26 protein-coding genes are annotated in these 23,483 nt (G+C 42.1%); 19 read left to right on the top strand and 7 right to left on the bottom strand.

Annotation, left to right across the window (positions count from 1 at the left end; all coding sequences use genetic code 11):
- The first annotated feature begins 30 nt into the window (after positions 1-30).
- The 6 genes from JOC78_RS11750 (at position 31) to JOC78_RS11725 (ending at position 4,299) form a co-directional block, all read left to right on the top strand.
- Positions 31-381 carry a lmo0954 family membrane protein gene (locus JOC78_RS11750; protein WP_204556123.1) on the top strand — a complete coding sequence of 117 codons (351 nt, stop codon included), beginning with the start codon at positions 31-33 and terminating at the stop codon, positions 379-381.
- Between the two features lie 13 nt (positions 382-394).
- Positions 395-1,042: a PspA/IM30 family protein gene (locus JOC78_RS11745; protein ID WP_204556120.1), complete on the top strand. Its 648-nt coding sequence runs from the start codon at positions 395-397 to the stop codon at positions 1,040-1,042.
- A 105-nt stretch (positions 1,043-1,147) separates the two neighbouring features.
- On the top strand, positions 1,148-1,891 hold the full coding sequence (gene liaF / locus JOC78_RS11740) for a cell wall-active antibiotics response protein LiaF (protein ID WP_204556117.1): 744 nt from the start codon (positions 1,148-1,150) through the stop codon (positions 1,889-1,891).
- Entirely contained in the window at positions 1,888-2,937 is a 1,050-nt protein-coding gene (locus JOC78_RS11735) for a sensor histidine kinase (protein WP_204556114.1), read from the top strand. Before liaF ends, JOC78_RS11735 begins: the two co-directional genes overlap by 4 nt.
- A gap of 17 nt (positions 2,938-2,954) precedes the next feature.
- Entirely contained in the window at positions 2,955-3,587 is a 633-nt protein-coding gene (locus JOC78_RS11730) for a response regulator transcription factor (protein ID WP_204556112.1), read from the top strand.
- 118 nt (positions 3,588-3,705) lie between these two features.
- Positions 3,706-4,299: a hypothetical protein gene (locus tag JOC78_RS11725; protein WP_204556108.1), complete on the top strand. Its 594-nt coding sequence runs from the start codon at positions 3,706-3,708 to the stop codon at positions 4,297-4,299.
- Between the two features lie 139 nt (positions 4,300-4,438).
- Here the strand turns inward: JOC78_RS11725 and JOC78_RS11720 are convergent, their stop codons facing one another.
- Together JOC78_RS11720 and JOC78_RS11715 are read right to left on the bottom strand one after the other, a co-directional pair.
- A complete protein-coding gene (locus JOC78_RS11720) occupies positions 4,439-4,858 on the bottom strand; it encodes a hypothetical protein (protein ID WP_204556106.1) in 420 nt (139 codons plus the stop codon).
- Positions 4,859-5,042: 184 nt separating this feature from the next.
- On the bottom strand, positions 5,043-5,852 hold the full coding sequence (locus JOC78_RS11715; RefSeq protein ID WP_204556103.1) for an HAD family hydrolase: 810 nt from the start codon (positions 5,850-5,852) through the stop codon (positions 5,043-5,045).
- Positions 5,853-6,032: 180 nt separating this feature from the next.
- Here JOC78_RS11715 and JOC78_RS11710 point away from each other — a divergent pair, with 180 nt between their 5' ends.
- Positions 6,033-6,881, top strand: coding sequence for an STAS domain-containing protein (locus JOC78_RS11710; protein ID WP_204556100.1), 849 nt, complete (start codon positions 6,033-6,035; stop codon positions 6,879-6,881).
- 15 nt (positions 6,882-6,896) lie between these two features.
- Here JOC78_RS11710 and JOC78_RS11705 read toward each other — a convergent pair whose 3' ends face one another.
- The gene (locus tag JOC78_RS11705; RefSeq protein ID WP_204556090.1) at positions 6,897-7,439 is read right to left on the bottom strand and encodes a MerR family transcriptional regulator; all 543 of its coding nucleotides are present in this window, start codon (positions 7,437-7,439) and stop codon (positions 6,897-6,899) included.
- A gap of 223 nt (positions 7,440-7,662) precedes the next feature.
- Here JOC78_RS11705 and JOC78_RS11700 point away from each other — a divergent pair, with 223 nt between their 5' ends.
- Entirely contained in the window at positions 7,663-8,802 is a 1,140-nt protein-coding gene (locus JOC78_RS11700; protein ID WP_338023199.1) for a YegS/Rv2252/BmrU family lipid kinase, read from the top strand.
- Positions 8,803-8,853: 51 nt separating this feature from the next.
- Here the strand turns inward: JOC78_RS11700 and JOC78_RS11695 are convergent, their stop codons facing one another.
- Positions 8,854-9,261 (bottom strand): CBS domain-containing protein, encoded by a 408-nt coding sequence (locus JOC78_RS11695; RefSeq protein ID WP_204556087.1) that lies wholly within the window; start codon positions 9,259-9,261, stop codon positions 8,854-8,856.
- Between the two features lie 134 nt (positions 9,262-9,395).
- On the opposite strand from JOC78_RS11695, the gene JOC78_RS11690 reads away from it, so the two are divergent.
- From JOC78_RS11690 to JOC78_RS11670, 5 genes are read left to right on the top strand one after another with little or no spacing between them, the layout of a single operon-like run.
- Positions 9,396-9,902: a DUF4178 domain-containing protein gene (locus JOC78_RS11690; RefSeq protein ID WP_204556084.1), complete on the top strand. Its 507-nt coding sequence runs from the start codon at positions 9,396-9,398 to the stop codon at positions 9,900-9,902.
- 16 nt (positions 9,903-9,918) lie between these two features.
- Positions 9,919-10,590: a PspA/IM30 family protein gene (locus JOC78_RS11685; protein ID WP_204556081.1), complete on the top strand. Its 672-nt coding sequence runs from the start codon at positions 9,919-9,921 to the stop codon at positions 10,588-10,590.
- 29 nt (positions 10,591-10,619) lie between these two features.
- Positions 10,620-11,180 (top strand): DUF4247 domain-containing protein, encoded by a 561-nt coding sequence (locus tag JOC78_RS11680; protein WP_204556078.1) that lies wholly within the window; start codon positions 10,620-10,622, stop codon positions 11,178-11,180.
- 26 nt (positions 11,181-11,206) lie between these two features.
- Positions 11,207-11,602 carry a DUF350 domain-containing protein gene (locus JOC78_RS11675; RefSeq protein WP_204556074.1) on the top strand — a complete coding sequence of 132 codons (396 nt, stop codon included), beginning with the start codon at positions 11,207-11,209 and terminating at the stop codon, positions 11,600-11,602.
- A gap of 33 nt (positions 11,603-11,635) precedes the next feature.
- Positions 11,636-13,189 (top strand): polyamine aminopropyltransferase, encoded by a 1,554-nt coding sequence (locus JOC78_RS11670; RefSeq protein ID WP_204556071.1) that lies wholly within the window; start codon positions 11,636-11,638, stop codon positions 13,187-13,189.
- Between the two features lie 299 nt (positions 13,190-13,488).
- On the opposite strand, the gene JOC78_RS11665 is transcribed toward JOC78_RS11670, so the two are convergent.
- On the bottom strand, positions 13,489-14,880 hold the full coding sequence (locus JOC78_RS11665; RefSeq protein WP_204556068.1) for an FAD-binding oxidoreductase: 1,392 nt from the start codon (positions 14,878-14,880) through the stop codon (positions 13,489-13,491).
- A gap of 123 nt (positions 14,881-15,003) precedes the next feature.
- Here JOC78_RS11665 and JOC78_RS11660 point away from each other — a divergent pair, with 123 nt between their 5' ends.
- The 5 genes from JOC78_RS11660 (at position 15,004) to JOC78_RS11640 (ending at position 20,204) form a co-directional block, all read left to right on the top strand.
- Positions 15,004-15,675, top strand: coding sequence for a GntR family transcriptional regulator (locus tag JOC78_RS11660; RefSeq protein ID WP_204556065.1), 672 nt, complete (start codon positions 15,004-15,006; stop codon positions 15,673-15,675).
- Positions 15,672-16,676, top strand: a complete 1,005-nt coding sequence (locus JOC78_RS11655) for a TRAP transporter substrate-binding protein (RefSeq protein WP_204556062.1) — start codon at positions 15,672-15,674, stop codon at positions 16,674-16,676. The genes JOC78_RS11660 and JOC78_RS11655 overlap by 4 nt, the downstream gene beginning before the upstream one ends.
- 22 nt (positions 16,677-16,698) lie before the next feature.
- Entirely contained in the window at positions 16,699-17,196 is a 498-nt protein-coding gene (locus JOC78_RS11650) for a TRAP transporter small permease (protein ID WP_338023198.1), read from the top strand.
- A 3-nt stretch (positions 17,197-17,199) separates the two neighbouring features.
- Positions 17,200-18,483 (top strand): TRAP transporter large permease, encoded by a 1,284-nt coding sequence (locus JOC78_RS11645; protein WP_204556059.1) that lies wholly within the window; start codon positions 17,200-17,202, stop codon positions 18,481-18,483.
- 98 nt (positions 18,484-18,581) lie between these two features.
- Complete coding sequence (locus JOC78_RS11640; RefSeq protein WP_204556057.1) at positions 18,582-20,204, top strand: M20/M25/M40 family metallo-hydrolase; 1,623 nt, start codon at positions 18,582-18,584, stop codon at positions 20,202-20,204.
- 61 nt (positions 20,205-20,265) lie between these two features.
- On the opposite strand, the gene JOC78_RS11635 is transcribed toward JOC78_RS11640, so the two are convergent.
- Positions 20,266-20,445 carry an SE1832 family protein gene (locus tag JOC78_RS11635; protein ID WP_204556055.1) on the bottom strand — a complete coding sequence of 60 codons (180 nt, stop codon included), beginning with the start codon at positions 20,443-20,445 and terminating at the stop codon, positions 20,266-20,268.
- 118 nt (positions 20,446-20,563) lie between these two features.
- Between JOC78_RS11635 and JOC78_RS11630 the strand changes: the two genes are divergently transcribed.
- A complete protein-coding gene (locus JOC78_RS11630) occupies positions 20,564-21,637 on the top strand; it encodes an NAD(P)H-dependent flavin oxidoreductase (RefSeq protein WP_204556053.1) in 1,074 nt (357 codons plus the stop codon).
- A gap of 296 nt (positions 21,638-21,933) precedes the next feature.
- On the opposite strand, the gene cls is transcribed toward JOC78_RS11630, so the two are convergent.
- Complete coding sequence (gene cls / locus JOC78_RS11625) at positions 21,934-23,388, bottom strand: cardiolipin synthase (RefSeq protein ID WP_204556051.1); 1,455 nt, start codon at positions 23,386-23,388, stop codon at positions 21,934-21,936.
- Positions 23,389-23,483 lie beyond the last annotated feature (95 nt).

The raw sequence follows: 23,483 nt of genomic DNA, 5'->3' as shown, positions 1-23,483 counted from the left end.
TAAGAGTATGAAAACGAAGGAGGAAGGCAAATGAAAAAAGTGATGTTGTTTTGTATCGGAGCAGTGGCTGCTATTGTAGCTGTTGCGAATGCCGGACCGCTGATTGGCTTAGCTTTAAGTTTAGTGATCATGTATTTGGCTTGGAGGGAGTATAAAAAGTCGTATACCAAGAAAATGAAATTCTTCTGGGGAGCGGCCGCTGTCATCTCTTTCCTGGTGGCTGTTGGCAATATACCAGCCATTCTAAGTATTGCTGCGTTAGCCGTTGTCTATGTCGTCTATAAGAAATGGAATGAAGAAACCGCAGAAGCACCTGAAAGTGATGACCCATTTATTAATTTTGAAAAACAGTGGGATCAATTAAAAAAAATCAATGGATAAGGGAGAGATCAGCATGTCAGGAATTTTTTCAAAAGTTAGAAGTGCAGTGGAAGCCGAATTGTTTGAGTTTGTAGAAGTAAAGGAAAAGAAAAATCCGCTAGCTTTATTAAATCAGTACGTCAGGGAGGCAGAAAAGGAAACAGCCAAGGTGACGAAGCTGATTCAGCGCCAGCAGCTGCTGCAAAAGGAATTTCAGCGTGAATGGGTGCAAGCAGATGAGCAGGCTAGAAAGCGGAGCAGGCAAGCAAGCCTTGCTGCAGCAGCGGGAGAAGCAGAGCTTCAAGAGTTTGCTGAACATGAGGCGAAAGTATATCGTGACCGGGCGGATCGATTGCAGCATTCGATTGATATCGCAAGGGAGCAGCTTGTGTCACTGGAGAAAAAAGGAGAAGACATGCAGCATAAGCTCAAGGATATGCAGGTGCGCCGTTTGCAGCTGATGGGCAGAGAAAATGTGGTGAGAGCTAATAATAGTTTAAATAAGTTAATAGATTCTGCTGAATCAGAAAAACCGTTTGGCCGTTTTGAAGAGTTAGAAGAATATATCGACCGCTTAGAAGGCCGTTTGCAGGAACGTTATGAAAGCTCATTAATGGAGGAGCGTCTAGCACAATTAGAACGGACGATGGCGCCTAAAGAAAAGAGCGCACCGGAAGAATAAAACATGCTATAGTTAAAGCAGTTCTTAGCTGCAGGAAGAACCTGTTTGAAGACGAATGGGTTCTTTCTGCATGCATACTCATATTGTGAAGAAGGAGGAAAAGAGATGGCCCGTTTTCAGCGAACAGATTGGCTGACGGTATTTCTATTGGCTGCTGTACTGATGATTTTAATAGAGGCAACGTTTTTTCAGGCCGGGTTTGTTTTTTCCCTCTTCTTCGGAATAGGAATGATCTACTTCGGGAGAAAGTGGAGCGGCGGCTGGTTTGGAAAAGGACTGTTATGGATCGGTATACTTGTCACGGGAATCATGATTCTGAATATGACTAGTCTGCGCATCCTATTAATAGCTTTTGTCATTTATCTGCTTTATCGAACGATACAATCAAAGAAAGAACCGACATTGTTAAGTGCGGATGAGCAGATCGTCTTGTCTTCACAAGTACAGTCTGGAAGTGCATGGAAGCACCCATTTATGAAAAGCAAGTTGTTTTCCGTACAATCGACGCCGGATTCTCCTTATGAATGGAAAGACATTCATATTCAAGGGATACTAGGAGACGTTAACATTGATCTAAGCAATACGGTGCTGCCTAAAGGCACAGCTGTCATTTCCGTTCGGCAAACGATTGGAAAAGTGAAAATTGATGTGCCATATGAAGTTCCAGTTCGGATTGCTTTTACCGCTTTGGCAGGAAATATGCAATTATTTGGACAGCGTTCCGAGACGGTGTGGAATGAAAGCTTTTATTACGAGGAAAACCGTCAAGCCGATCAAGAACTAGCAGAAAAAACAGTCGCTATCTTTATTTCGGTTGGCCTTGGAGATATCGAGGTAAACCGAATATGAATCTATTTACAAAGCAGATTGTCCAAATCTTTATTGCCTTGTTTATCGTGTCCGGGCTGATTATTTATGCGTCCGTTGAAGCTTTTTCCGTTTCTTCGTGGCAGGATTTTATGAAAGAAGGGCCACTTGACCTTCCATTCGCTTTGTTTGTGATGGTCTCTGTTGTTTCCCTTGCTTTTATTTGCGGCCTTATATATGGCGGCCTGCAATGGTCATCGATGAAGAAAGTAGAGCGGCGGTTAGACTCGCTTATTGCTGGCAAAGAAGCTTCGGAAACAACAAATCAACTGCCGCCTGATTATTCAGCAATTGAGAAGAAATGTATTCAGCTAGAACGAGCGATAGGTGAACAAAAGCAGGCTGCGCGCAGACTGACGAGTGAAAAGATTGAAAATCAAGAGAAGCTGATTCAAGAAATGGTGTCACAGGAAAGACAGAGGCTGGCCAGGGAGCTTCATGACTCCGTTTCACAGCAATTATTTGCCGCATCCATGCTTATGTCTGCCGTGAATGAAAGCAGGCCGCAGGATAATCCAGTTGAAACGAAGCAGCTGGCGATGGTCGAAGAGATGATTCAGCAATCACAGCTGGAAATGAGAGCTTTGCTTTTACACCTTCGCCCAGTAGCGCTAAAAGGAAAATCCTTGAAAGAAGGAATTGACGAGTTGATGCGGGAGCTTTCTCAGAAGGTACCTTTAGCCATCCACTGGACAGCAGAGGAAATTCCGATGGACCGAGGGATGGAGGATCATCTATTTCGAATTGTGCAGGAGTCGATTTCTAATACACTTCGGCATGCGAAAGCCAGCCGGCTCGATGTTTTGACTATTTGGCGTGATGGTTTTGTCATTTTAAGAATCAGTGATGATGGGATAGGGTTTGATGTGGAGAAAAACAAGCTAGGTTCTTATGGGCTGCAAAATATGCATGAACGTGCGATCGAAATTGGCGGCGCAATGAAAATCATTTCTTTGCCGGCTAACGGCACGAAGCTTGAAGTGAAGGTACCGCTCACATTGGATCACGAGGGTGGCTTGGAGAAATAAGGGGAAAAGGTGATAGCATGGTAAATGTATTGCTTGTGGATGATCATGAAATGGTTCGAATCGGAGTTTCAGCCTATTTAATGGCTCAGCCTGATATTACAGTTGCAGCGGAAGCGGAAAATGGAGAAGAAGCGATAGAGAAGGCGCTGGCTTTGAAACCGGACATTATTTTGATGGATCTGGTCATGCCGAAAGTCGATGGAATTGAAGCCACGAAACGCATCATTCAGCAATGGCCGGAAGCGAAGATTATTATTGTCACAAGCTTTTTAGATGATGAAAAAGTGTATCCTGCCCTTGAAGCAGGGGCGGTTAGCTACATTCTTAAAACCTCGAAAGCAAGTATCATTGCAGATGCGATTAGAAAAACCGCTGTTGGTGAAACCGTTCTTGAACCTGAAGTGGCGGGGAAGATGATGAAACGGATGCGTCAAGGCCAGGACATTCCGCTTCACGAAGAATTAACTGATAGAGAAATGGAAGTGCTCCTTTTAGTGGCACAAGGAAAAGCCAATCAGGAGATAGCCGATGAATTATTTATTTCATTAAAAACCGTGAAGACCCATGTCAGCAATATCTTATCGAAGTTAGAAGTACAGGATCGGACCCAGGCTGTGATCTATGCGTTTCAAAACAGATTAGTCAAATAAGCTGCCAAGGAGTAGTTCCACAGCTATTCAAATGGGGTGTTAGCGTATCCTTTTTTGCCTTTTCTCTTATTAATATGGTACATCATTAAGAAGAGAAAGTAGAAAAGCAGGTGAAGAGATGGGCAGCGGCTTTCAATATTTTTGTTTGTCGATTCATGAATTGAAGCAGAGTCGGCAATTTCAAACGATTGATTTGCATCGAATGTTTAAAGCGGGAGAAATCGAAAAGGATTATCAAGGGTATTTCATGCTTGAAGTGAGTGATAATAGCTATGGAGATAAATTATATTTTGAAGAAAGCTATGTGTATATGGAAAATCGGATTCGCCGATTATTTGAAGATGCGAACAAGATCTATCACCAATTGAAAACTGGCCCGAAACAGTCACAACAAAGATGGTGTCTTGAATTGCTAAAAACGGATTATCAGCTGATGTTATTGTTTTCCTTATATAAGGGAGAAGAATTTCGTCCGTTCATGTCACCGCCCCAAATTTCTTCTTGGCTGACGGAACAGCTGTCATTAAATATTTATTGTGAAATTCTTCAGGGTAAAGAGAAAACACCGCTATTTTCGTACCAATTAGTGAAAGGATTTCTCGGAACCAATCGGGTTTGTGAGCAATTAGGCCATAACGAAGCCCGAAATGAATCTTCAAATCGTAACGGGCTGCTGCAAGTGTTGCCTTATGGAATGAAGAAGCGAGAATAGACAAAACCTGTTTAATCCAAAAACAGGTTTTGTCTATTTTGTCGTAAATAAGTTGTTCCACGTGAAACATGTCATATTATGTAAAAGTGTGGTCGTTTTGCCATAAAAAAGCTATGCAGATGCATAGCTTCATGAGAAATTAATATTCTACTTTTACTTCTTCCAATTGCTCGGGTGTGCATTCAGACAGGGTATACCCAAGTTCTTTTACTTGGTCGGTCATATCACTTGAACAGTCCGGTCCAAGAACAAGAAATGTGCGGTCCCGCTGCATTTTATCTTTAATGGATGAAAGCATGCCGAACAAAGCGTTTGTTTTTTCCTCTGTAATGGATTTCATGATGGAAGCTGTTTCTTCTGTTACAGGTACAATCCATAGTTCACACTCATTAGGTGTATTTAACAGCTTTTCAAATACTTCCGCTTTTTCAATCGGTGTTCTAAGTGTCTCATCATGTATTTCATACACGCGCTTGGAAGTTAAATCGGCTTCCTTGAAAGGCTGTGAATCTTTTTCATCAAAAATCTTTATATCTAATTTAGATGTTTCGTTTGTCATCTTTCTCTCTCCTTTTATCGATCGTGCGATTATATGTAGGGTGAATTATATTAGTTATTCCCGTTTTTCTCAGAAAGAAACTTAATGAGGAAAAAAGAATAGCCATGATCGTTCGATTAAAGGAAAGAGGCTAAGGTGTTAAGCAATCGAGACATTAAAAAAAGGGCACGAGGCCCCCTTATATTTATTGGTACACTTTATTCAATTCTTCGATGGCCGCTGAAAGTTCGGATAATGATTGAACTGTTCGAGTAGGCACAGCGCCTTCTACGACTTTAGCGTCTCCGTGGTCAATCCAGATCGAGTCGATTTCGCAGCGAGTCGCACCTAAGATATCCGTGCTTAAATTATCTCCGACCATAATCACTTCTTCTTTAGACACACCCATCAGTTTAAGGGCATGTTCAAAAATGGCCGGATTTGGTTTCCCGAAACCAAAATTTCCCGAAATGAGGATATGCTCGAAATAAGGAACAAGTTCCGGTGTCATCTTTAGCTTTTCTAGCTGCAGAGAAGGTGCACCGTTGGTTAACAGCAATAATCGGTAATCAGTCTGGTTTTTTAGTTGCTCTAATAGTTCCATTGTTTCTTCATATAGAAACGGGGAGCAGCGTCTCACTTCGCGAAAACGGTTTTTTGCCCAATTAGGTGCTTCTGCCGCATCAATACCTGACTTTAATAATCCGCGTGTCCACGATTGCAGTTGGTAATCGCCGATATACTTGCCCATTTCACGGAATTGTTCATAATGAACATCACCGAAGTCACCCCATAACCCTTCGAAAGGATTAATGCCAATTTGTACCGTTACAGGAAAGAAATCATAGGTTTCATACTGATTTCGCGCGGCTTCTCTTACATTCTTTTCAATGGTTTGCTGGTCGACTCCGTATTGCTCCTCCAGTTCACCGCAAGTTACATCAAAAGCGGTTTGAATGCTCTTTTTGTCATTTAACAACGTATCATCTAAATCAAAGAAAATGGCTTTTTTCATCATCAGACTCCCCCTTAACTGAATGTAAAAACAATGGCAATAAAGAGAACAAACTTATTGACCATTATGAGAATAGTTGATTCGATGTTATTATAATAACATGACTGATTTATAAAAGGCGGATAGATTTAAGCAAACATATAGAATGAAATTATTTATTTGGGGGATGACGGGGAGAATATGGAGAATAAAACGCGAGCTTTGCATGATTTTCTAGTCGAGAATGCTGAGAATTTTACCGAAACCTGGTTTTCCTTGCAGCAGATCAAGACAGGGTCAGATTATTCGAAAGATGCACCCGAAGCTGTGGTTAAAAGGATAAAAGAACAAAATGCTAACTATGTACGCTTAACGGCTCGCTCGCTGCTGCAAACCGATGAAGAGATGCAGAAGACCATTTCTGCATGGACAAGCCAAACGGCAGCCGACCGAGTAAAGTCTCAAACATCTTTAGAAGAAGTGGTTAGAAATTCAGGTGTTTTTAGACAAGTCTACTGGACATATATTCGCAAATTCGCAGAAAGTACGGATTTAGAGATTACAGCGAAAGACGTATTCGAGTGGGAGAGAACGATCAATACGACTCTTGATTACGTGATTGAAACATTCACGGAATACTTTATGAAGATTCTGTTAAACCGATTATCTTCTCAAGCGGAGCTGATTAAAGAATTAAGTGCGCCAGTTATCGCCCTGTCAGATGACTTAGGATTATTGCCGATTATTGGCGACATTGACACAACTAGAGCAAAACAGCTGATGCAGTCGACTCTCGAGCAAAGCTTAGAGACAAGGATATCCACGCTTGTAATTGATTTATCAGGTGTGGTCATGATCGATACAATGGTCGCTCAGCAATTTTTCCAGTTAATCGCTTCACTAAAATTAATCGGAGTCAAATCCATTTTAACTGGCATGCGCCCTGATGTAGTTCAAACGGCTGTGCAGCTTGGTATTGATTTCTCAGAATTGCAGACAGAGAACTCATTGCGCTCGTTACTAAAAAAGCTGACGCGTGTATCTAACTAAAAGAAGCCTCTTTCACTAGAAGGAGGCTTCTTTCTTTTTTCTTCGGAAAATGGAGAAAAGCGATGGAAGACTATAAACGGGGGCAGGCCGTTCAACTTTTTGGGGCTGCAACCCAGTCAGCAGCAATCGGTCTCTAACAGCTGTTTCTTGAAGTTCCATCTTTTCTTTCATCCAGCGCTGATGCTGCGCGAGTTCTTTAATTAGTTCTTTATTTACTTCAATTAATGTTTCCTGCTGCTCCTCGAGTCTGGCGATACGATTTAGCAGTTCCTCGGGTTCTTGCTTGACGGCAGCAGCTTGTACCGGTTCATCAATCGGTTTAGGCTGGTGCTCGACAGCAAGCTGAATAGCTGAATCAAGCGACATGTTCTGCTCGTTGACTGCTTTAATTAAGCGCTGCATGGTGATGACATCTTTCTGGTAAAAGACGCGGGAATTATTTATACCTCTATCAAAATGATAACCGGCGGACTCCAAGGCTAATGAATATTTACGTAATGTACTTGCTCCGACCCCAAGGCTCTTTGCTACTTCTGAACTGAAAAATGCCTGCTCCATAGATACCCCTCCTTAGTGGAATGTGAGAGTGTGCGGCTCCTAGCATTTAAATCTCTTTATCCATTGTTTCTACAGATACATGTATTTTCCTTTCACTGTTTTTGTTGATTAGTCAGTAGTTTTGTCGATATAGAGGAAGCTTTGAGAGATGTGCTAAAAAAAGGTTCTGTCTCAAGGAAAAAGGGTACATCAATCATACATACTAAAAATAAAGGTGAGCATGATGAAGATGATTCAGTGGGTCTATACCCGCCGCTATAATATTAAAGCTGTGTACGATCAATTCCCTCACTCCAATGTCATTTTTCGATTAATTAACCAATATTATTTCGTCTACATCGTCAATTGGTCCGAGAAAGATCCGGTTGTCACAAGAGATCATCTTGAAAAGATGGAGATACTATTGAATAAGGAGCTTGGAACAGAAGAGTTTTATCGAAGCAGGAAATCTTATGTAAGAAGGAGCGGAAGCAGACATATGAAAAAAGCGATGGTGATCGTCAATCCTTCTTCTGGGAAGGAACAAGCTAAACAATATGTAGAGCAAATCGATGCCAAATTAAGAGAACGAGGATACACAACAGATGTAAGACAAACAGAGAAGGAAGGCGACGCAACGCTGTTTGCGGAAGAAGCTTGTGAAAATCAGATAGACGTTTTAGTATCGATGGGCGGCGACGGAACGTTAAACGAAACGATTAATGGCATGGCAGAAAAAGAATTTCGTCCGAAGCTTGGCGTCATTCCCCTTGGCACCGTAAACGATTTTGCCCGCGCTTTAGATATACCTTTAGAGGCCGAAGAAGCGATCACTTTACTTGATGAGGACCGTACGCAAAAAGCGGATATTGGAAAAATAGGTGACCATTATTTCCTAAACATCTTGGCAGTTGGCGGGATTGCTGAAGCCACTGCGGAGGTAACAGCCGATCAAAAGACATCGCTGGGCGCTTTAGCGTACTTAATTGAAGGCATCAAAACACTGAAAGAAAAAACACCATTTGATTTAAAAGTACAAGCGGATGGACAGAATTGGGAAGGTGAAGCTTTGATCTTCTTGGCCGCGCTGACTAATTCGGTAGGTGGGTTTGAGAAGCTAGCTCCAAAAGCAGAGCCGAATGATGGGGTCTTTCATTGCTTTATTATTAAAGACGTAGCTTTGCCGAAATTTATCAAGCTCATGACTTCATTGCTAAGAGGCCAGCTAGGAGAAGAGAAAGATGTCATTTATATGCGGGCAAATGAAGTGGAACTATATTCTAAGACGTCGCTAAAAGCAAATATTGACGGAGATATAGGAGAAGAGTTGCCTTTGCGGCTGCATGTGCTGTCACGGCATATTGAAGTGTTTAGTCAACACTAGCTGTCTTTACAAACTACAGGCTGCCACCAATTATGGGGCAGCCTTAGTGAATTAGAAGTTCTTTGAAATATCTGTAAGCGCGACGCCAGCGGTTTCATTTGATAGTTCATTTACGGATAAATCTCCAATAGAGAGCATGCCAACTAATTGGCCATCTTCTACTACTGGTAAACGGCGAATTTGATGCTGAGCCATTAAAGCAGCCGCTTCTTCTACAGAAGCATCCGGAGAGATCGTGACTACGTTTTGAGACATGACCTGTGAAATATTCTCCGCTCCATTATGGGCTACGCCACGAATGGCAAGGTCACGATCCGTCACCATGCCAATGACCTGACCTTTATTTACAACCGGTATAGCCCCTACGTTTAATGATTCCATTTTATCAGCAGCAGTTTCCATAGAATCTTGCCCTGTACAACAAGCTACATTGGTTGACATTACTTCACGTACTTTCATCTCGCACCTCCTAAAAGAATTCTAAATTATTGTGTGCGAAATAAGTTTTGATATACTTAGTAATCATATGGAAAAAAATAAAAAAATTGAAACTTTAGTTATTTATGTGCGTATAACATAATTGAGGTGAAGAAATGGGAATTTTCGATCGCTTATTTAATAAGAATAAAGAAGTGCCTAAAGTGGAAGAACGAACAGTGATGAACTTAAAAACAGGTGACATCGTGACGTATGATCTTCAGGATTATCAAGTTGTCGGCAAGCTCCATTATAATGACAGCGGTTATTCATGGGATGCTTATCAGCTTCAGGGAGAAGGGGAAACCTTATGGCTTGGAGTCGAACTAGATGATGAATTAGAGCTCGGCATGTATAAAACAGTAAAATTTTCCCTAGAAGAACCAATCCCCAAAAAGGTAACATATGAAGGTAGGACTTATCACATGGAGGAGCACGGAACGGCTTACGTCAAAGGCGAGGGCAGAAGTCAAAATGTCCATGGGAAAGAAATGAAATATTACGATTTTGAAGACGACACTGAAGAGCATTTCCTGTCTGTAGAAGTTTGGGGCAGTGAGGTAGAAGTTAGTTATGGCTATGAAATTGAAGAATATGAAATAAAAATATTAGCGGGAAGCTAACAGGAGGAATGTCAGGATGTTTCAATTTTTTAAACGTGTGAAAACGTATGTAGGGTCAGAATTAAATGCGGCTTTGGATAAAGCAGAAGATCCGGTGAAGCTGCTTGATCAATTTATGAGGGAAATGGAAGCGGATATTCGTGATGCAGAAACAGCTGTGGCAAAACAAATTGCTAACGAAAAAATGCTAAAGAAAAAATTTGATGATGCGAATGAAATGGCAGAGAAGCGCCAGCAGCAAGCTGTGCAAGCGATTGAAGCAGGAAATGAAGACTTGGCGCGCCGAGCACTTGAAGACAAAAAGATTCACGCAGACCAAGCTGAGTCAATGAGAACAGCATACGAGCAGGCTGCTCAGGACGCGAAGGCATTAAGAGAAAAGTTAGATGAAATGAAACAAGAATATCAGCAAATGAAAGTGAAGAAAGATTCCTTGAAAGCTCGAGCTGAGTCAGCTAAAACGAGAACGAAAATGAACCGTGCGATGTCTTCTATCGGAGGCGATGAATCACGCAAAGGCTTTGAAAGAATGGAAGAGAAGGTTATGCAGTTTGAAGCAGAGGCAGAAACTTCGGAAGACTTGCGTTCATCCTCCCGCAGCTTAGATGACGAATTAAACGCGTTAAAGTCAACTAGCGCTGTGGACGACGAATTGGCAGCATTAAAGAAAAAATTAGGGAAAGAGTAATTCTTTCCCGTTTTTAATGGAGTGTTTCTATGGAGAAACGAATACTATTCTTATTCATCCTGTTGGTTTCTGCACTCGGGCTATTGGCCGGGTGCGGATTTACAAGTGCAGAGGAACATATTGTGGAGAATTACCCTTTGATTGATGCGGTAGAAAGCCAAGTCAATTCAGAGGACCGCTCCTTAATTTACCAGGCAGAGAATCGCAAGGTAGAGGAGCTGGCTGACGAACTCATTCAAGTAGAAGAGCCGGACCAGACTGGCAAGTATACAGAAGGAAAACAAGTCCTTATTTATGATGATCAATTTATTATTTTGTCAGAAGACCCTGAAACACCTGATCATAGTTTAATAGAAATATCAGATGAAGAGTTCGTTCGCGATAACTATCGTCCGGGGTTCTTCACCGGCATGCTGCTTGGGCAGTTTCTAAGCAATAGTTTTGGAAGCAGCTGGGATAAGAATGCCCGCTGCCGCCAGTATAACAATGATGACTGCTATAATGGATATGGGTCATCCGGCGGCTATTATGGCGGTTCGTCAGGAAGAGGCTCGACATTCCGCGGCGGCGGTCCGGGAACTGGAAAATAAAAGATTAGAAGCAAAGGAGAAAAAGAATGAATCCGTTTTTACTAACATTTCTCTATTTTGTCATAGCCATCGCTGTGGTGCTGGTAGGGGTAGTCATTTTTGAATTATTAACGAAGAAATATAAAGATTGGCATGAAATCCATGAAGCGAATTCAGCTGTCGCTTTATCTATCGGCGGAAAAATAATTGGTATTTGCATTATTTTATCCTTCTCTATTTTCCACAATGATACGATTGCAGAAACAGCGATCTGGGGAGGATATGGTGTCGTTCTTCAAATGATTGCTTACCTTTTGTTTGAATTATTTACCCGTAATTTCTCGGTTGAAGAACAATTAAAAGAACGTAATCTCGCGGTAGGAATTATTTCTTTCTGTGTATCAGTTGGCCTTGCGTTTGTCATTGGCGCTTCGATTTCATGATGATTGCTCTTTTAGATTGGAAAGGTGAAGGACATGAATGATGAACAGCTTCTAAGACAGAGTAAAAGCATCTATTGGGCTTCAGGAATTGTCTCAATATGCGGCATTATTTTTGAAGTCCTGTTTGGGGCCTTAGGTTCTTACATACTGGGAGATGGTGTGAAGCAATATACGCTCACCATCTCCCTGTTTTTAACTGGAATGGGGATCGGTGCGTTTATTAGTGAGAAAATCACCCGGCAGCTTATTGTCTCCTTTATATGGATTGAATACGGCATCGGTTTAATTGGGGGCTTCTCGGCTTTTTTATTATTTGGAGTCACGGCCTATTTGCCAGATGGGACAGACGCATTGTTTCTATATGGAGTCACCATCATTGTCGGTACACTGACAGGCGTGGAACTGCCGGTATTGATTCGCAAGGCTAATGATATTGGTGTAGAGCTGAAAAAAAGTACGGCGATGGTTTTATTCTCTGATTATGCCGGTGGTTTATTTGGAGGGTTGCTGTTTATATTTTTGCTGAGGCCTTATTTTGGTCTGGTGAAGACCGCCTTCTTAGTAGCAGCCATCAATATCGTGGTGGCGTTATGGATTACTTTCCGCTTTCGAAAAGAATTAACAAGGTTTACGCTTCATGCAGGAGCAGGCATCTTCTTTCTGTTAGTCATCGTGGCAGGCGCTTTGTTCGGGGAAGAAGCGGCTTTTCATTTTGAACAGAAGCTTTATAAGGATCCGATTGTCTATTCCGAACAAAGCAATTATCAGCAAATCATCTTGACGAGAGAAGAAGGAGATACGAGGCTCTATTTGGATGGCCAGCTGCAATTTAGTTCTGCTGATGAACACCGCTACCATGAAACACTTGTTCATCCAGCAGTGGCAGCTTCAGGAAAAAAAGAGCGGGTGCTGGTGCTTGGCGGAGGCGACGGACTGGCTGTTCGGGAACTTCTTAAATATAAAGAAATTCGTGACATTACTTTAGTGGACTTAGATCCGGCGGTAGTGGAGGCGGCTAAAACACACCATTTACTGACAGATTTAAATGAACACTCTCTCGAAGATAAAAAAGTGAACATTTTGCATGAAGATGCATTTAGGTTTATGGAAACGGCCAAAGGGTTTTATGATGTGATTTTAGTGGATTTGCCTGATCCAAATAATGAGTCTCTCAATAAACTGTATACATTGGAATTCTACTCGCTGCTTCGTAATCATCTGTCACCTGATGGGGCGATGATGATTCAGGCAACCAGTCCAGTGTTTGCCCCGGAAGTCTATTGGACCATTGATTCGACAGTTGGAGCGGCTAATCTCGAAACTGAAAACCTGCATGTCGATATACCAAGCTTCGGCGGCTGGGGATTTATACTAGCTTCTAGAGAACCAATCAGGTTGGACGAGTTAAAGCTGATTAAAGATACACGCTATTTAACGAAAGATATGATTCCTGCGCTCACGCAATTTGGGAAAGATGAAGATGCTAGAATCGAGGGTCAAGATGGAAAGGTCAGAGAGATTCAGCCAAATACGCTGATCCGGCCGAATTTAATTGAAGTCTATGAGAAATCATGGAGGTATTATTAACGAAAGAAAGGCTGCATCCCCATTTAGACCGGGCTGCAGCCTTTTTAGTGTAAATTAAATCAAGTTTCTCTTCAAATCGGTTATGAAACACTTTGTGACCTCGATGGAGGAGGGAGTGCAGAGCTCTATCGGCGGCTTTTGAGATTCTTACGGCGGATACCTGAAATCTAACGGCGGCTTTCAAGAATCTAACGGCGGATACGTGATTTCTAACGGCGGCTTTCGAGATTCTATCGGCGGTTCCCCGAATTCTATCAGCGATAGAGTCTCTAGCCAAGAGTCGTCACGTAGCCATTGAACTATTCCCTTGTCAAAGCTGATTCTTGCTTCATAGGAATCAGCTTTCCTGGGTTTAAGATATTCTTTGGATCAAATAATTGTTTCATGCTGATCATGACATCTAATGCTTCTCCATGCTCTTGACGCTGATACTTCATTTTCCCCATACCGACACCATGTTCACCTGTGCAGCTGCCGCCCAAGGTAAAGGCGAAATCCACGATCTCTCCGTTTAGGTCAGTAATTTTTTGAACGTCTTCAGCGTTTTCTGGATCATATACAACTAACGTGTGGAAGTTTCCATCACCTATATGGCCAAGCACCGCCCCGTCTAATCCATAAAAATGAATTCGTTCACGTGCATACTCCACAATATCGGCAAGCTTAGAAATCGGTACGCAGACATCGGTGCCGATAATTTCCTTCTTCGGATCGGCATGGCGGAAGGAGTAGGATAAATCATGCCGCGCTTTCCAGAGCTGGGCGCGTTTTAAACTGTCTTTTTCAAAAATAAATTCCGTACAATTATGCTCCGAGCAAATGGCCTCTACAAACAGGGCATCCGCTGTATTGCCCTCTTCATTTCCATGAAACTCTAAGAATAGGGAAGGCACTTCGTAAAAATCTGTGCCGCTATATTGATTGACCTGCATGATAGAGCGCGCATCCACCAGTTCCATTCGGGCAATAGGAATACCGGCCGTTAAAATAGAAACAGCGGTTTCCACACAATCTTTTACCGAAGGAAAGCAAGCTCTAGCGGCCACAATGGATTCGGGAATCCCATGAAGCTTTAGTGTAATCTCCGTAAATACACCAAGTGTGCCTTCTGATCCAACAAATAACCCGTTCAGATGATAGCCAGATGACGATTTCTTTGCAAGGCTTCCTGTATGAATGACGCGGCCATCTGCAAGCACCACTTCTAAATCAAGAATCTGATCTCTCATCACACCGTAGCGAACGGCTTGAGTACCGCTGGCATTCGTAGAAGCCATTCCTCCAATAGAGGCATCTGCTCCTGGGTCGACCGGAAAAAATAATCCGTGTTTTTTTAGTTCCTGATTCAGCTGCATTCTCGTTATACCCGGCTGGACTTTAACAATCAGGTCTTCGGGACGAAGCTCGATGATTTGATTCATTCTCTCAAAATCAATAGAAATCCCGCCCTGTACAGGAATGGCATGTCCTTCTAATCCAGACCCGGCACCAAAAGGAACGACGGGTACTTGATGTTCGCTGGCAAATGTCACTATTTTTTGGACATCTGCTGCAGATTGCGGAAATACGACTACATCAGGCAAATGCGCGGAGAAGTGAGATTCGTCTTTGCTGTGGTGCTCTAAAATAGTAGGGTTGACCGTGACTTGATCAGAACTAAGCACAGTAATCAATTTTTTAAATAGATCCATATATTTCTCTCCCTAAATTAAGAATAATTAGAAAATAATGTTTACAGATATCATAGCATACCCTATAATCACTGTATACAGAATTCTGTATACAGTTTTTGAACCCTAGAAGGGAGAATATAAATGGAAAATAAAATACAAAGAGAGACACTCGCAGAAAAAGCCTATCAATCGTTAAAAATGGAAATAACCCAGGGGAGAATCCAGCCAGGAGATGCATTGCCTGAAGAGAAAATAGCCGCCATGCTGGGAATTAGCCGAACGCCATTAAGGGCTGCTATCAATCGCTTGGCCTATGAAGGGTTAATTCTCTTAGAGAAAGGAAAAAAAGCCCGAGTAGCAGGTGTCACTGATCATAATATCGCTGAACTAGTGGAATTGAGACAGCTGCTTGAGCCGTATGCCATTCAAAGTCTGACAGAAGATCGTCTGCATTCGGATTTTCTTATCAATGTGAAAACGAATTTATCAGAACAGCAAACAGCTATCGAAAGCAAAGACTACCAACGTTTTGTCGATTTGGACATGCAATTTCATTTGCTGTTTAGCTCAGAAGCGAAGAATAGAAAATTAGCGGAAATCATTGAGCAAATTAATACAGCGTTTAATCGGCGCTTTGCGATTGTGGAAAGTGTATTTGAGAAATACGCGGCTAATGCTTATGAAGAGCATGTTCAAGTGTATCAGCTTTTGATCAACGGAAAATCAGATCAAGCAGCCGAAGTCATGGCCAACCATATACAAAGCAGCTCAAAACGGTTAATTTCTAATGAAATGAAGGAGGAGATGGAATGAAGAAATGGCTGCTTGCAGCTGCTTTTGCAGCCCTAATGTTATCAGGCTGCAGTTCAGCGAAGGTAAACTCAGAAGGTGAAGAGATCTATACTCTCAGAGTCACATATGTACCTCCCAAAGAACAATCCTCACACGTAGCAGCGGAAGCTTTCGCTGAAAAAGTAGAAAGGGAATCTGACGGCAGGATCGATGTACAGTTATACCCGAACGGCGTGCTTTTCGGTTCAGACCGTGAAGGGATTGAAGCGGTGCAGCTTGGAAATGTAGAGATGGTGATTCCGGCCATGCCTGCTATTGCAGGATTTAATAAAAAATTCATGGTGTTCGATTTGCCGTTTTTATTTAACTCGAAAGAAAATGCCTATAAGGCCTTGGACGGGGAACTTGGTGATATCTTATTAAAAGATTTAGAGAAAAATGGATTAAAAGGATTAGCGTTTGCTGAAAACGGCTACCGCCACATGTCCAATAATAAACAGCCAATTACTAAGCCGTCAGATATGGATGGAATCAAAATCCGCACATTAGAAAACCCTCTCCACACGGATACATTTAAAAGTTTCGGCGCCAACGCCGCACCTTTTGCTTTTGGTGAACTTTATACAGCCCTTCAACAGAACACATTTGACGCAATGGAATGCCCGGTTTCCCTTTATTCGACCAATAAATTTTATGAAGTCCAAAAGTATTTAACACTTAGCGGCCATGTCTACACGGCTACATTGCTTCTAGCAAATAAAGACTTCTACGATTCTCTTCCAGCTGATCTTCAGCAAGTATTAGATGAGGCGAGTCTTGAGTATCGCGATAACCAGCGCTTGCTGGCAGAGAAACAAGATGAAGAAAGTCTAAAGCAGATTCAAGCGGAAGGTATGATTGTAAACGAACTGACGGAAGAACAGCGTGAAGAATTTAAGAAGGCTGCACAGCCAGTGTATGAAAAGTATGTGCCGATTATTGGAGAAGAATTGGTTAAGCTTGCTGAAAAAGCAAATCATTAGATAGACAGGAGGGGTTTCATTCGTGGGTAAACAAATAGATGAAAAAGCAGAAGAAATATTTCTCGTTTTAACGATGGCGGCATTGGTGCTGCTGATTTTTTCACAGGTAGTGGGACGCTATATACTAGGGGCTGCGCCAAGCTGGACAGAGGAGCTCGCCCGCTATATACATATTTGGCAAGTGTGGGTCGGTGCGAGCTACGCAGTGAAGAAAGGGGAGCACATTCGAATTCAAGCGTTTCGTAATTTATTCTCTCATCATGGGCGCCGTCTCCTCGATAGTGCTGCTCTCATTATTTGGTTTGGACTAGCATTATTTTTTGCAATATTCGGAACAAAGCTTGTTTATTTAAGCTATATTAATGGACAAATTTCACCGGCCATACAAGTGCCGATGTGGATGGTCTTTGTGGCTATTCCGGTTGGCGGAGCAGGCATGTGCATCCGCTTAATCCAGCAATATCGCTATGTTTGGACAGCTGCCAGTACTGAATCTATCCAGCTAGAAAAGGGGGCGTAAGAAATGGCTACAATTTCTTTATTCGGCACCATGTTTTTGTGCCTGTTAATCGGGGTGCCGATTGCCTTTTCAATCGGCGCAGCGGCACTCGTGACGATGTACTTTGTCTCTGACCTGCCTTTAAATATTATTACACAGAAAGCATTTACGTCCTTAGATTCATTTCCGCTTCTTGCGATCCCATTTTTTATGTTAGCTGGTATTTTAATGGGGAAGGGCGGGGTGTCACGAAGACTGTTGGATTTAGCTTCTGCTCTAGTCGGATGGATGGTAGGCGGTCTTGCCATGGTCACAGTCGTATCCTGTATGTTCTTTGCGGCCATTTCAGGTTCAGGGCCGGCGACGGTAGCGGCCATTGGTTCATTCATGATGCCTGCCATGCGTGATAAGAATTACGGAGCTGGATTTGCCGGAGCTGTCACAGCCGCGTCTGGATCAATCGGTGTGATCATTCCGCCTAGTATCCCGTTCGTCATCTATGGGGTGGTTGGCGGAGTATCCGTAAGCAGTATGTTTCTTGCTGGAATTCTTCCGGGGCTATTGATCGGCACCATGCTAATGCTAGTTTCATATATTGTGGCGAAAAAGAAGAACTATACGGAAAAGTCGATAGAAACTTTTACATTTGCTGCTGTATTAAAAACGATGAATGAAGCAAAGTGGGCATTGTTAATCCCTGTCATCATTTTAGGCGGGATATACGGCGGGATATTTTCTCCGACGGAATCAGCAGTCGTTGCCGTGGTGTATGCATTAGTCATCGGAATGTTTGTGTATAAAGAATTATCACCTAAAGATGTATATAACTGTTTTGTCGAAGCCATTCTGATTAATTCGACGACAATGATTATTATTGGATTATCTATTTCTTTTGCTTTTATTATGACACTTGAGCAAGTGCCGGCGGTCATTGCGGATTCTATTTTAACCTTTTCAGATAACCAGATCATCGTCCTCTTACTGATTAATATATTACTATTAATTGTCGGCATGTTTATTGATACAATCTCAGCTCTTGTGGTATTGGCCCCGATTCTTTTGCCAATTGCAACAGGAGTAGGCATTGACCCAGTGCATTTCGGTGTGATTCTCGTCGCTAACTTAGCGATTGGCTTTATCACTCCGCCGCTTGGTGTAAACCTTTTCGTAGCTTCAAGCGTGAGTAAAGTGCCGCTGGAAAAAATTATTTCTGCTATTTTCCCATTTTTATTTGTGATGATTTTCTCTTTAATGGTGATTACATTTGTTCCTGAAATCTCCACATGGCTCCCGGGAATGTTTGAATAATTTTCCTAAACTATTGAAATAGTAGATTGAATTATTTTACAATAGATAAAGTTTAGATAGTTTAAACGGAAAACATCATGGAAAGAGAGCTGCTGAGAATGAACGGCATATATCAGACAAAGGAACAGTTAACAGAATTACTCTGTGAACTCGTCGCAGTGCCCAGTATTTCAAGAACCATAGAAGAAAATAAAATGGCAGGAAAGATAAAAGAAAAAATAGCTAGAATTCCTTATTATCAGGAACACCCAGATCATTTGCGCCTTCATGCTACATATGATGGGCGCGGAATTATAACGGCATTGGCTAAAAAAGAAAATGCCAAAAAAACAATCGTTTTAATCAGTCATTTCGATGTAGTCAGTGTCGAGGATTACGGAGCTTGGCAGGAAGAAGCCTTTCAGCCGAAGGTGTTAACCGAACTGATGCGAAAGAATATGGAAGAATATGCAGAAGATGTGCAAGAAGATCTTCAAAGCGGTGAATGGCTGTTTGGACGCGGCACGATGGATATGAAGGCAGGCCTTGCTCTTCATATGTCGATGATTGAACAGGCCTGTGCAGGAGAGTTTGAGGGTAATTTACTGCTGCTAACTGTGCCTGATGAAGAAGTGAGTTCTGTCGGGATGAGAGAAGCAGTGCCAGTACTCGAGCAATTGGCAAAAGAACATGATTTAACGTATGAATTGGTATTAAACGGAGAACCGATGTTTTCATTGTATCCGGGCGATACGAATCATTATATTTATACAGGCAGCATCGGAAAGCTGCTGCCGGGAGTTTATTGTTATGGAAGAGAAACGCATGTGGGTGAGCCGTTCCTTGGTTTAAATGCGAGTTTAATGAACTCCTTTGTGACACAAGAGATCGAATTAAATACAGACTTCTGTGAGCAGTCAGGCACTCAGATCAGTCCGCCGCCTACAGCATTGTTTCACCGGGATTTAAAAAAGGATTATTCCGCTCAAATTCCAAACAGAGCAGCTAGTTTGTATAACGTATTGACGATGGATCGGTCAGTAGAAAAAACAACAGAGATGCTGCGGGAAGCGGCAGATCGAGCAGCGGTAAACATAAATGAATTCTATCAAACGAGAAACAATCGGTATGATCAGCTGGCAAAAACAAACAATGACCATTCATTTGATATTAAGGTCATGACGTTTGCCGAATTGAAAGCCTATGCGAAAGAACATATTGCCCCGGAAATACTAGAGAATTTGGAAAGTGATGTGTTAAAGAGACAGGATCACTTGGATGACCGGGAGCTTTCGATTGAGCTTGTTGATCAGTATGCGCTTCTTTGCAAAGAACTGGCACCAATGATTGTTTTGTTCTATGCGCCTCCGTTTTATCCTGCGGTTCAGTCTCAAGGAGAACAAGCGAAGACATGGACAGAGCTTTTAATGAAATACGCAGGGGACCAGCATCAGATCGATTTTCAAATAGCTCCTTATTTTAATGGGATTTGTGATTTATCGTATGTGTCGTTGCAGGAAGATATCGAGAAAGTAAATATATATATTAGCAATGTACCTGTTTGGGGCAAGACGTATGATATGCCGATCGAAGCGATGAAAAGACTTCAAGTGCCTGTATTGAATCTTGGGCCAGTTGGAAGAGATGCTCATCAGCAGACAGAGAGGCTTCATACCGAGTATGCATTTGTTACGCTCAAGGATCTGACGGAGTTTTTACTTCACCAGGTGTTCAGAGGTTAATAGAAAGAAGGCTGTCCGTAATAAAATGATTGAAACCATTTTACTGGACAGCCTTTTTTTCTTAATTGTGCTGAAGCAAAAGCTCATTTAATTCCTGCAGTTCTTGTTCTAGTCGAATCAGTTGTTCTTCCGCTTTCGTTACACCGTGCCCTGTTGATTCCAGCTTTTCTATATCCCCCTGGATTCGGACATAGTCCATTTTCAGTTCAGCAATTTTGGACTGAATCTCTGATTTTGACATATAGGTCATTCCTTTCATCAAAGCATGAATACCTTTATTTTATGTGAAGTGAAAGATATTTAGCAAGTGATTGGATATTCCTGGTGTTGATAAATTGATAAGCAAAAGGAGTGATTGGATGCTGAATATATCTTTAAGAATTCCCGTTTGGCAATCACCGATGGCAGGTGTGACGACTCCTGAGTTAGTAGCCGCAGCCTCTGAAGCAGGGGTGTTTGGAAATATTGGCGCAGGCTACTTGTCGGGAGAGCAAACGCGAACATTTATACAAGAGGTCAAAGCGCTCACCTCAAAGCCTTTTGGCATTAATCTATTTGTACCAGAGCCGGCCGTACCGACGAATGAGCAATTAGAAGCGGCTAGCAGATTACTAAATCCTTACCGTAAAGAATTAGGATTAAATGAAAAGCTATTTGCTAAAGAGGCTGTTTCTTCTACTTTTCATGAACAGCTGCAGGTAGTGCTTGAGGAGAAAGTGGCTGTGTGTTCTTTTACATTTGGCCTGCCGGATCAGGAAGTCATTCAGAAGCTGAAAGCAAACGGCACGAAGGTGATTGGAACAGCAACGACTGTGAAGGAAGCGCAAGAAGTAGAAGCATGCGGCATGGATGGAGTGGTGGTGCAAGGAAGTGAAGCGGGAGGACACCGGGGAACCTTTCAAGAGGAAGAACATTTAATTGGGTTGATCTCATTGCTTCCGCAAGTAGTGCAAGCTGTTCAGATTCCGGTCATTGCCGCAGGAGGTTTGATGAATGGCCAGGGGATAGCTGCTGCTCTATGTCTCGGAGCAGATGTGGTACAAATGGGCACCGCTTTTTTAACGGCAGAAGAAAGCGGAGCACATCCGCTGCATAAAGAAGCGATACTGTCTGCTTCAGAAGAAGATACTCGGGTGACAAAAGTGTTTTCAGGGAAGAGTGCGAGAGGAATTGTGAATCGGTTCATGAATGAAATGGCTGAATCTGAACAGGAGCTGCCGCCCTACCCAATACAAAACTCATTCACATCAGAGATTCGAAAAAAAGCAGGAGAGTTAAATAATCGTGATTTCCTATCTATGTGGTCGGGACAAAGTCCGCGTTTAAGCCGCAGGCTGACTGTCGCTCAACTTATCGAGAAGCTGGAAAAAGAATGGGAGAACGCATTGAAAGCGGGGCAAGATAAAAGGCGGACATTCACAAAAAATAAATGAAACAAAATAATAGCCAGGTTCCGATGATGGGACCTGGCTGTTTATTAATAAAATTGGATAAAGTCGAAAGCGAGGTTTAAGAAGAAAATGGAGTGAACAGCTGTGAAAATTAATCCTTGTTTATTCAATTTTTTCATTAAAGCTTGATCCATAGCAATCACCTCATTAATTAGTTTGTAAAGTAAGTATACAATATGTTCACAGAAAATTCAAATAATATTTGTCACTTTATTGTCACATTTTTCTTTGCAATTAAAAAGTCCAACAGCCGAATAGAAGCTGTTGGACGTTTGCCTTTAAAGTATAGGTGAAAGAAGTCTAGAGATCGATTCTTTAAATTTAATAACATTGGAGCGTTTCATATAAAGCTCCGGTGTAAGTTCATAGGAAAGCTCTATATCCTTCTCAAAGATATCAGCTAAGTTCTTCCCAGTTTCCAGATGATAGATGAACGCATTCACTTCAAAATTTAATTTAAAACTTCTTACATCAATATTAGCGGTGCCAACAGAGCTGATCTTTCTATCTACGACAATCGTTTTGGCGTGAATGAAGCCTGCGTCATAAATATAGATTCGGGCGCCCGCTTTTAACAATTCGCCCACATAAGAATAAGTAGCCCAATAAACAAACATATGGTCAGGCTTATTTGGGACCATAATCCGTACATCCACCCCTGCTAAAGCGGCCACTCTTAGTGTGTCCAAAAGACTGGCATCCGGTATAAAGTAAGGCGTTTGAATGTAAACCGACTCTGTGGCAGAGGAAATCATTTTGATGTAGCCGTATTTGATCTGCTCCCACTCGGAGTCAGGTCCGCTTGTAACAATTTGCAAGGCAGCATTGTTAGCAGATGGTTTGTTGGGAAAATACTTGTCTGAGTAATGGATGTCATAGCGGTGCGATGCCTGATTCCAATCTAATATAAACCGGGTCTGAATCGCATGGACCGCAGTTCCTTCAATGCGTAAATGGGTATCGCGCCAATAGCCGAACCTTTCATTGAGCCCTAAATACTCATCCCCAATATTGAAGCCGCCCACATAACCTGCTTCTCCGTCAATAATGACCAGCTTACGATGGTTGCGGTAATTAAGCCGTAAGTTAATAAAAGGAATCTTTGATGGAAAAAAGATCTCCACTAGTCCTCCCGCCTGGATCAGCTCTTTAAAATCTTTTTTGGTAACGCCTCTTGAACCCATTTCGTCATACAGAACTCGTACTTCAACGCCTTGCCTTGCTTTCTCCGCCAGCAATTGAACAAGCCGTGAACCGAGATCGTCTACTCTGAAAATGTAAGTCTGCAGGTGGATGTGGTCTTTCGCCTGGCTGATATCGTGAAATAATGATTTGAATTTCTCTTCCCCGTCGGTAAAGATTTGCAGATCATTATCTTCCGTGAGCACCGCATCATTATGGCGGAGCAGCATGTAAACCGTGTCTTTATGACGTTCTGTATCTTTGCTTTGAAAAGGATATAAGCCGTTTTTTATCTCATGCTTTTGCTCTAAAATTCTCGATTCAATTCCGATTTTCACTTTTTCTTCCCAGTCGAACAGTCGTCGTCTGCTTAAATTCTGGCCAAAAATCAGATATAAGATAAATCCTAGTACCGGAATAAAGAATAATACCATCAGCCAAGCCCATGTAGCAGCTGCATCTCTTCTTTCTAAAAAAATAACAACAGCAGAAAAGGAGAGGTTCAGAAAGAATAAGCCATATGCTAGGTAAACCCAAATTGTAGTATCCATCGTTCTTCACCATGCCTAACTAATATAAATGTCTTTGTTTCATCGTACCAATTTTTATCTTTATTTGCTACATAGGAGAAAAGGAGCGCAAATGA

Origin of the sequence: Bacillus ectoiniformans (genome assembly GCF_016908875.1) — a bacterium.
GTDB lineage: Bacteria > Bacillota > Bacilli > Bacillales > Domibacillaceae > Bacillus_BX > Bacillus_BX ectoiniformans.
This window is presented reverse-complemented; position numbering and strand designations above follow the sequence as displayed.

Coding starts and splice junctions, on each gene's coding strand:
- JOC78_RS11750 (WP_204556123.1), top strand. CDS start 31: ATGAAAAAAGTGATGTTGTTTTGTATCGGAGCAGTGGCTGCTATTGTA.
- JOC78_RS11745 (WP_204556120.1), top strand. CDS start 395: ATGTCAGGAATTTTTTCAAAAGTTAGAAGTGCAGTGGAAGCCGAATTG.
- liaF (WP_204556117.1), top strand. CDS start 1,148: ATGGCCCGTTTTCAGCGAACAGATTGGCTGACGGTATTTCTATTGGCT.
- JOC78_RS11735 (WP_204556114.1), top strand. CDS start 1,888: ATGAATCTATTTACAAAGCAGATTGTCCAAATCTTTATTGCCTTGTTT.
- JOC78_RS11730 (WP_204556112.1), top strand. CDS start 2,955: ATGGTAAATGTATTGCTTGTGGATGATCATGAAATGGTTCGAATCGGA.
- JOC78_RS11725 (WP_204556108.1), top strand. CDS start 3,706: ATGGGCAGCGGCTTTCAATATTTTTGTTTGTCGATTCATGAATTGAAG.
- JOC78_RS11720 (WP_204556106.1), bottom strand. CDS start 4,858: ATGACAAACGAAACATCTAAATTAGATATAAAGATTTTTGATGAAAAA.
- JOC78_RS11715 (WP_204556103.1), bottom strand. CDS start 5,852: ATGAAAAAAGCCATTTTCTTTGATTTAGATGATACGTTGTTAAATGAC.
- JOC78_RS11710 (WP_204556100.1), top strand. CDS start 6,033: ATGGAGAATAAAACGCGAGCTTTGCATGATTTTCTAGTCGAGAATGCT.
- JOC78_RS11705 (WP_204556090.1), bottom strand. CDS start 7,439: ATGGAGCAGGCATTTTTCAGTTCAGAAGTAGCAAAGAGCCTTGGGGTC.
- JOC78_RS11700 (WP_338023199.1), top strand. CDS start 7,663: ATGAAGATGATTCAGTGGGTCTATACCCGCCGCTATAATATTAAAGCT.
- JOC78_RS11695 (WP_204556087.1), bottom strand. CDS start 9,261: ATGAAAGTACGTGAAGTAATGTCAACCAATGTAGCTTGTTGTACAGGG.
- JOC78_RS11690 (WP_204556084.1), top strand. CDS start 9,396: ATGGGAATTTTCGATCGCTTATTTAATAAGAATAAAGAAGTGCCTAAA.
- JOC78_RS11685 (WP_204556081.1), top strand. CDS start 9,919: ATGTTTCAATTTTTTAAACGTGTGAAAACGTATGTAGGGTCAGAATTA.
- JOC78_RS11680 (WP_204556078.1), top strand. CDS start 10,620: ATGGAGAAACGAATACTATTCTTATTCATCCTGTTGGTTTCTGCACTC.
- JOC78_RS11675 (WP_204556074.1), top strand. CDS start 11,207: ATGAATCCGTTTTTACTAACATTTCTCTATTTTGTCATAGCCATCGCT.
- JOC78_RS11670 (WP_204556071.1), top strand. CDS start 11,636: ATGAATGATGAACAGCTTCTAAGACAGAGTAAAAGCATCTATTGGGCT.
- JOC78_RS11665 (WP_204556068.1), bottom strand. CDS start 14,880: ATGGATCTATTTAAAAAATTGATTACTGTGCTTAGTTCTGATCAAGTC.
- JOC78_RS11660 (WP_204556065.1), top strand. CDS start 15,004: ATGGAAAATAAAATACAAAGAGAGACACTCGCAGAAAAAGCCTATCAA.
- JOC78_RS11655 (WP_204556062.1), top strand. CDS start 15,672: ATGAAGAAATGGCTGCTTGCAGCTGCTTTTGCAGCCCTAATGTTATCA.
- JOC78_RS11645 (WP_204556059.1), top strand. CDS start 17,200: ATGGCTACAATTTCTTTATTCGGCACCATGTTTTTGTGCCTGTTAATC.
- JOC78_RS11640 (WP_204556057.1), top strand. CDS start 18,582: ATGAACGGCATATATCAGACAAAGGAACAGTTAACAGAATTACTCTGT.
- JOC78_RS11635 (WP_204556055.1), bottom strand. CDS start 20,445: ATGTCAAAATCAGAGATTCAGTCCAAAATTGCTGAACTGAAAATGGAC.
- JOC78_RS11630 (WP_204556053.1), top strand. CDS start 20,564: ATGCTGAATATATCTTTAAGAATTCCCGTTTGGCAATCACCGATGGCA.
- cls (WP_204556051.1), bottom strand. CDS start 23,388: ATGGATACTACAATTTGGGTTTACCTAGCATATGGCTTATTCTTTCTG.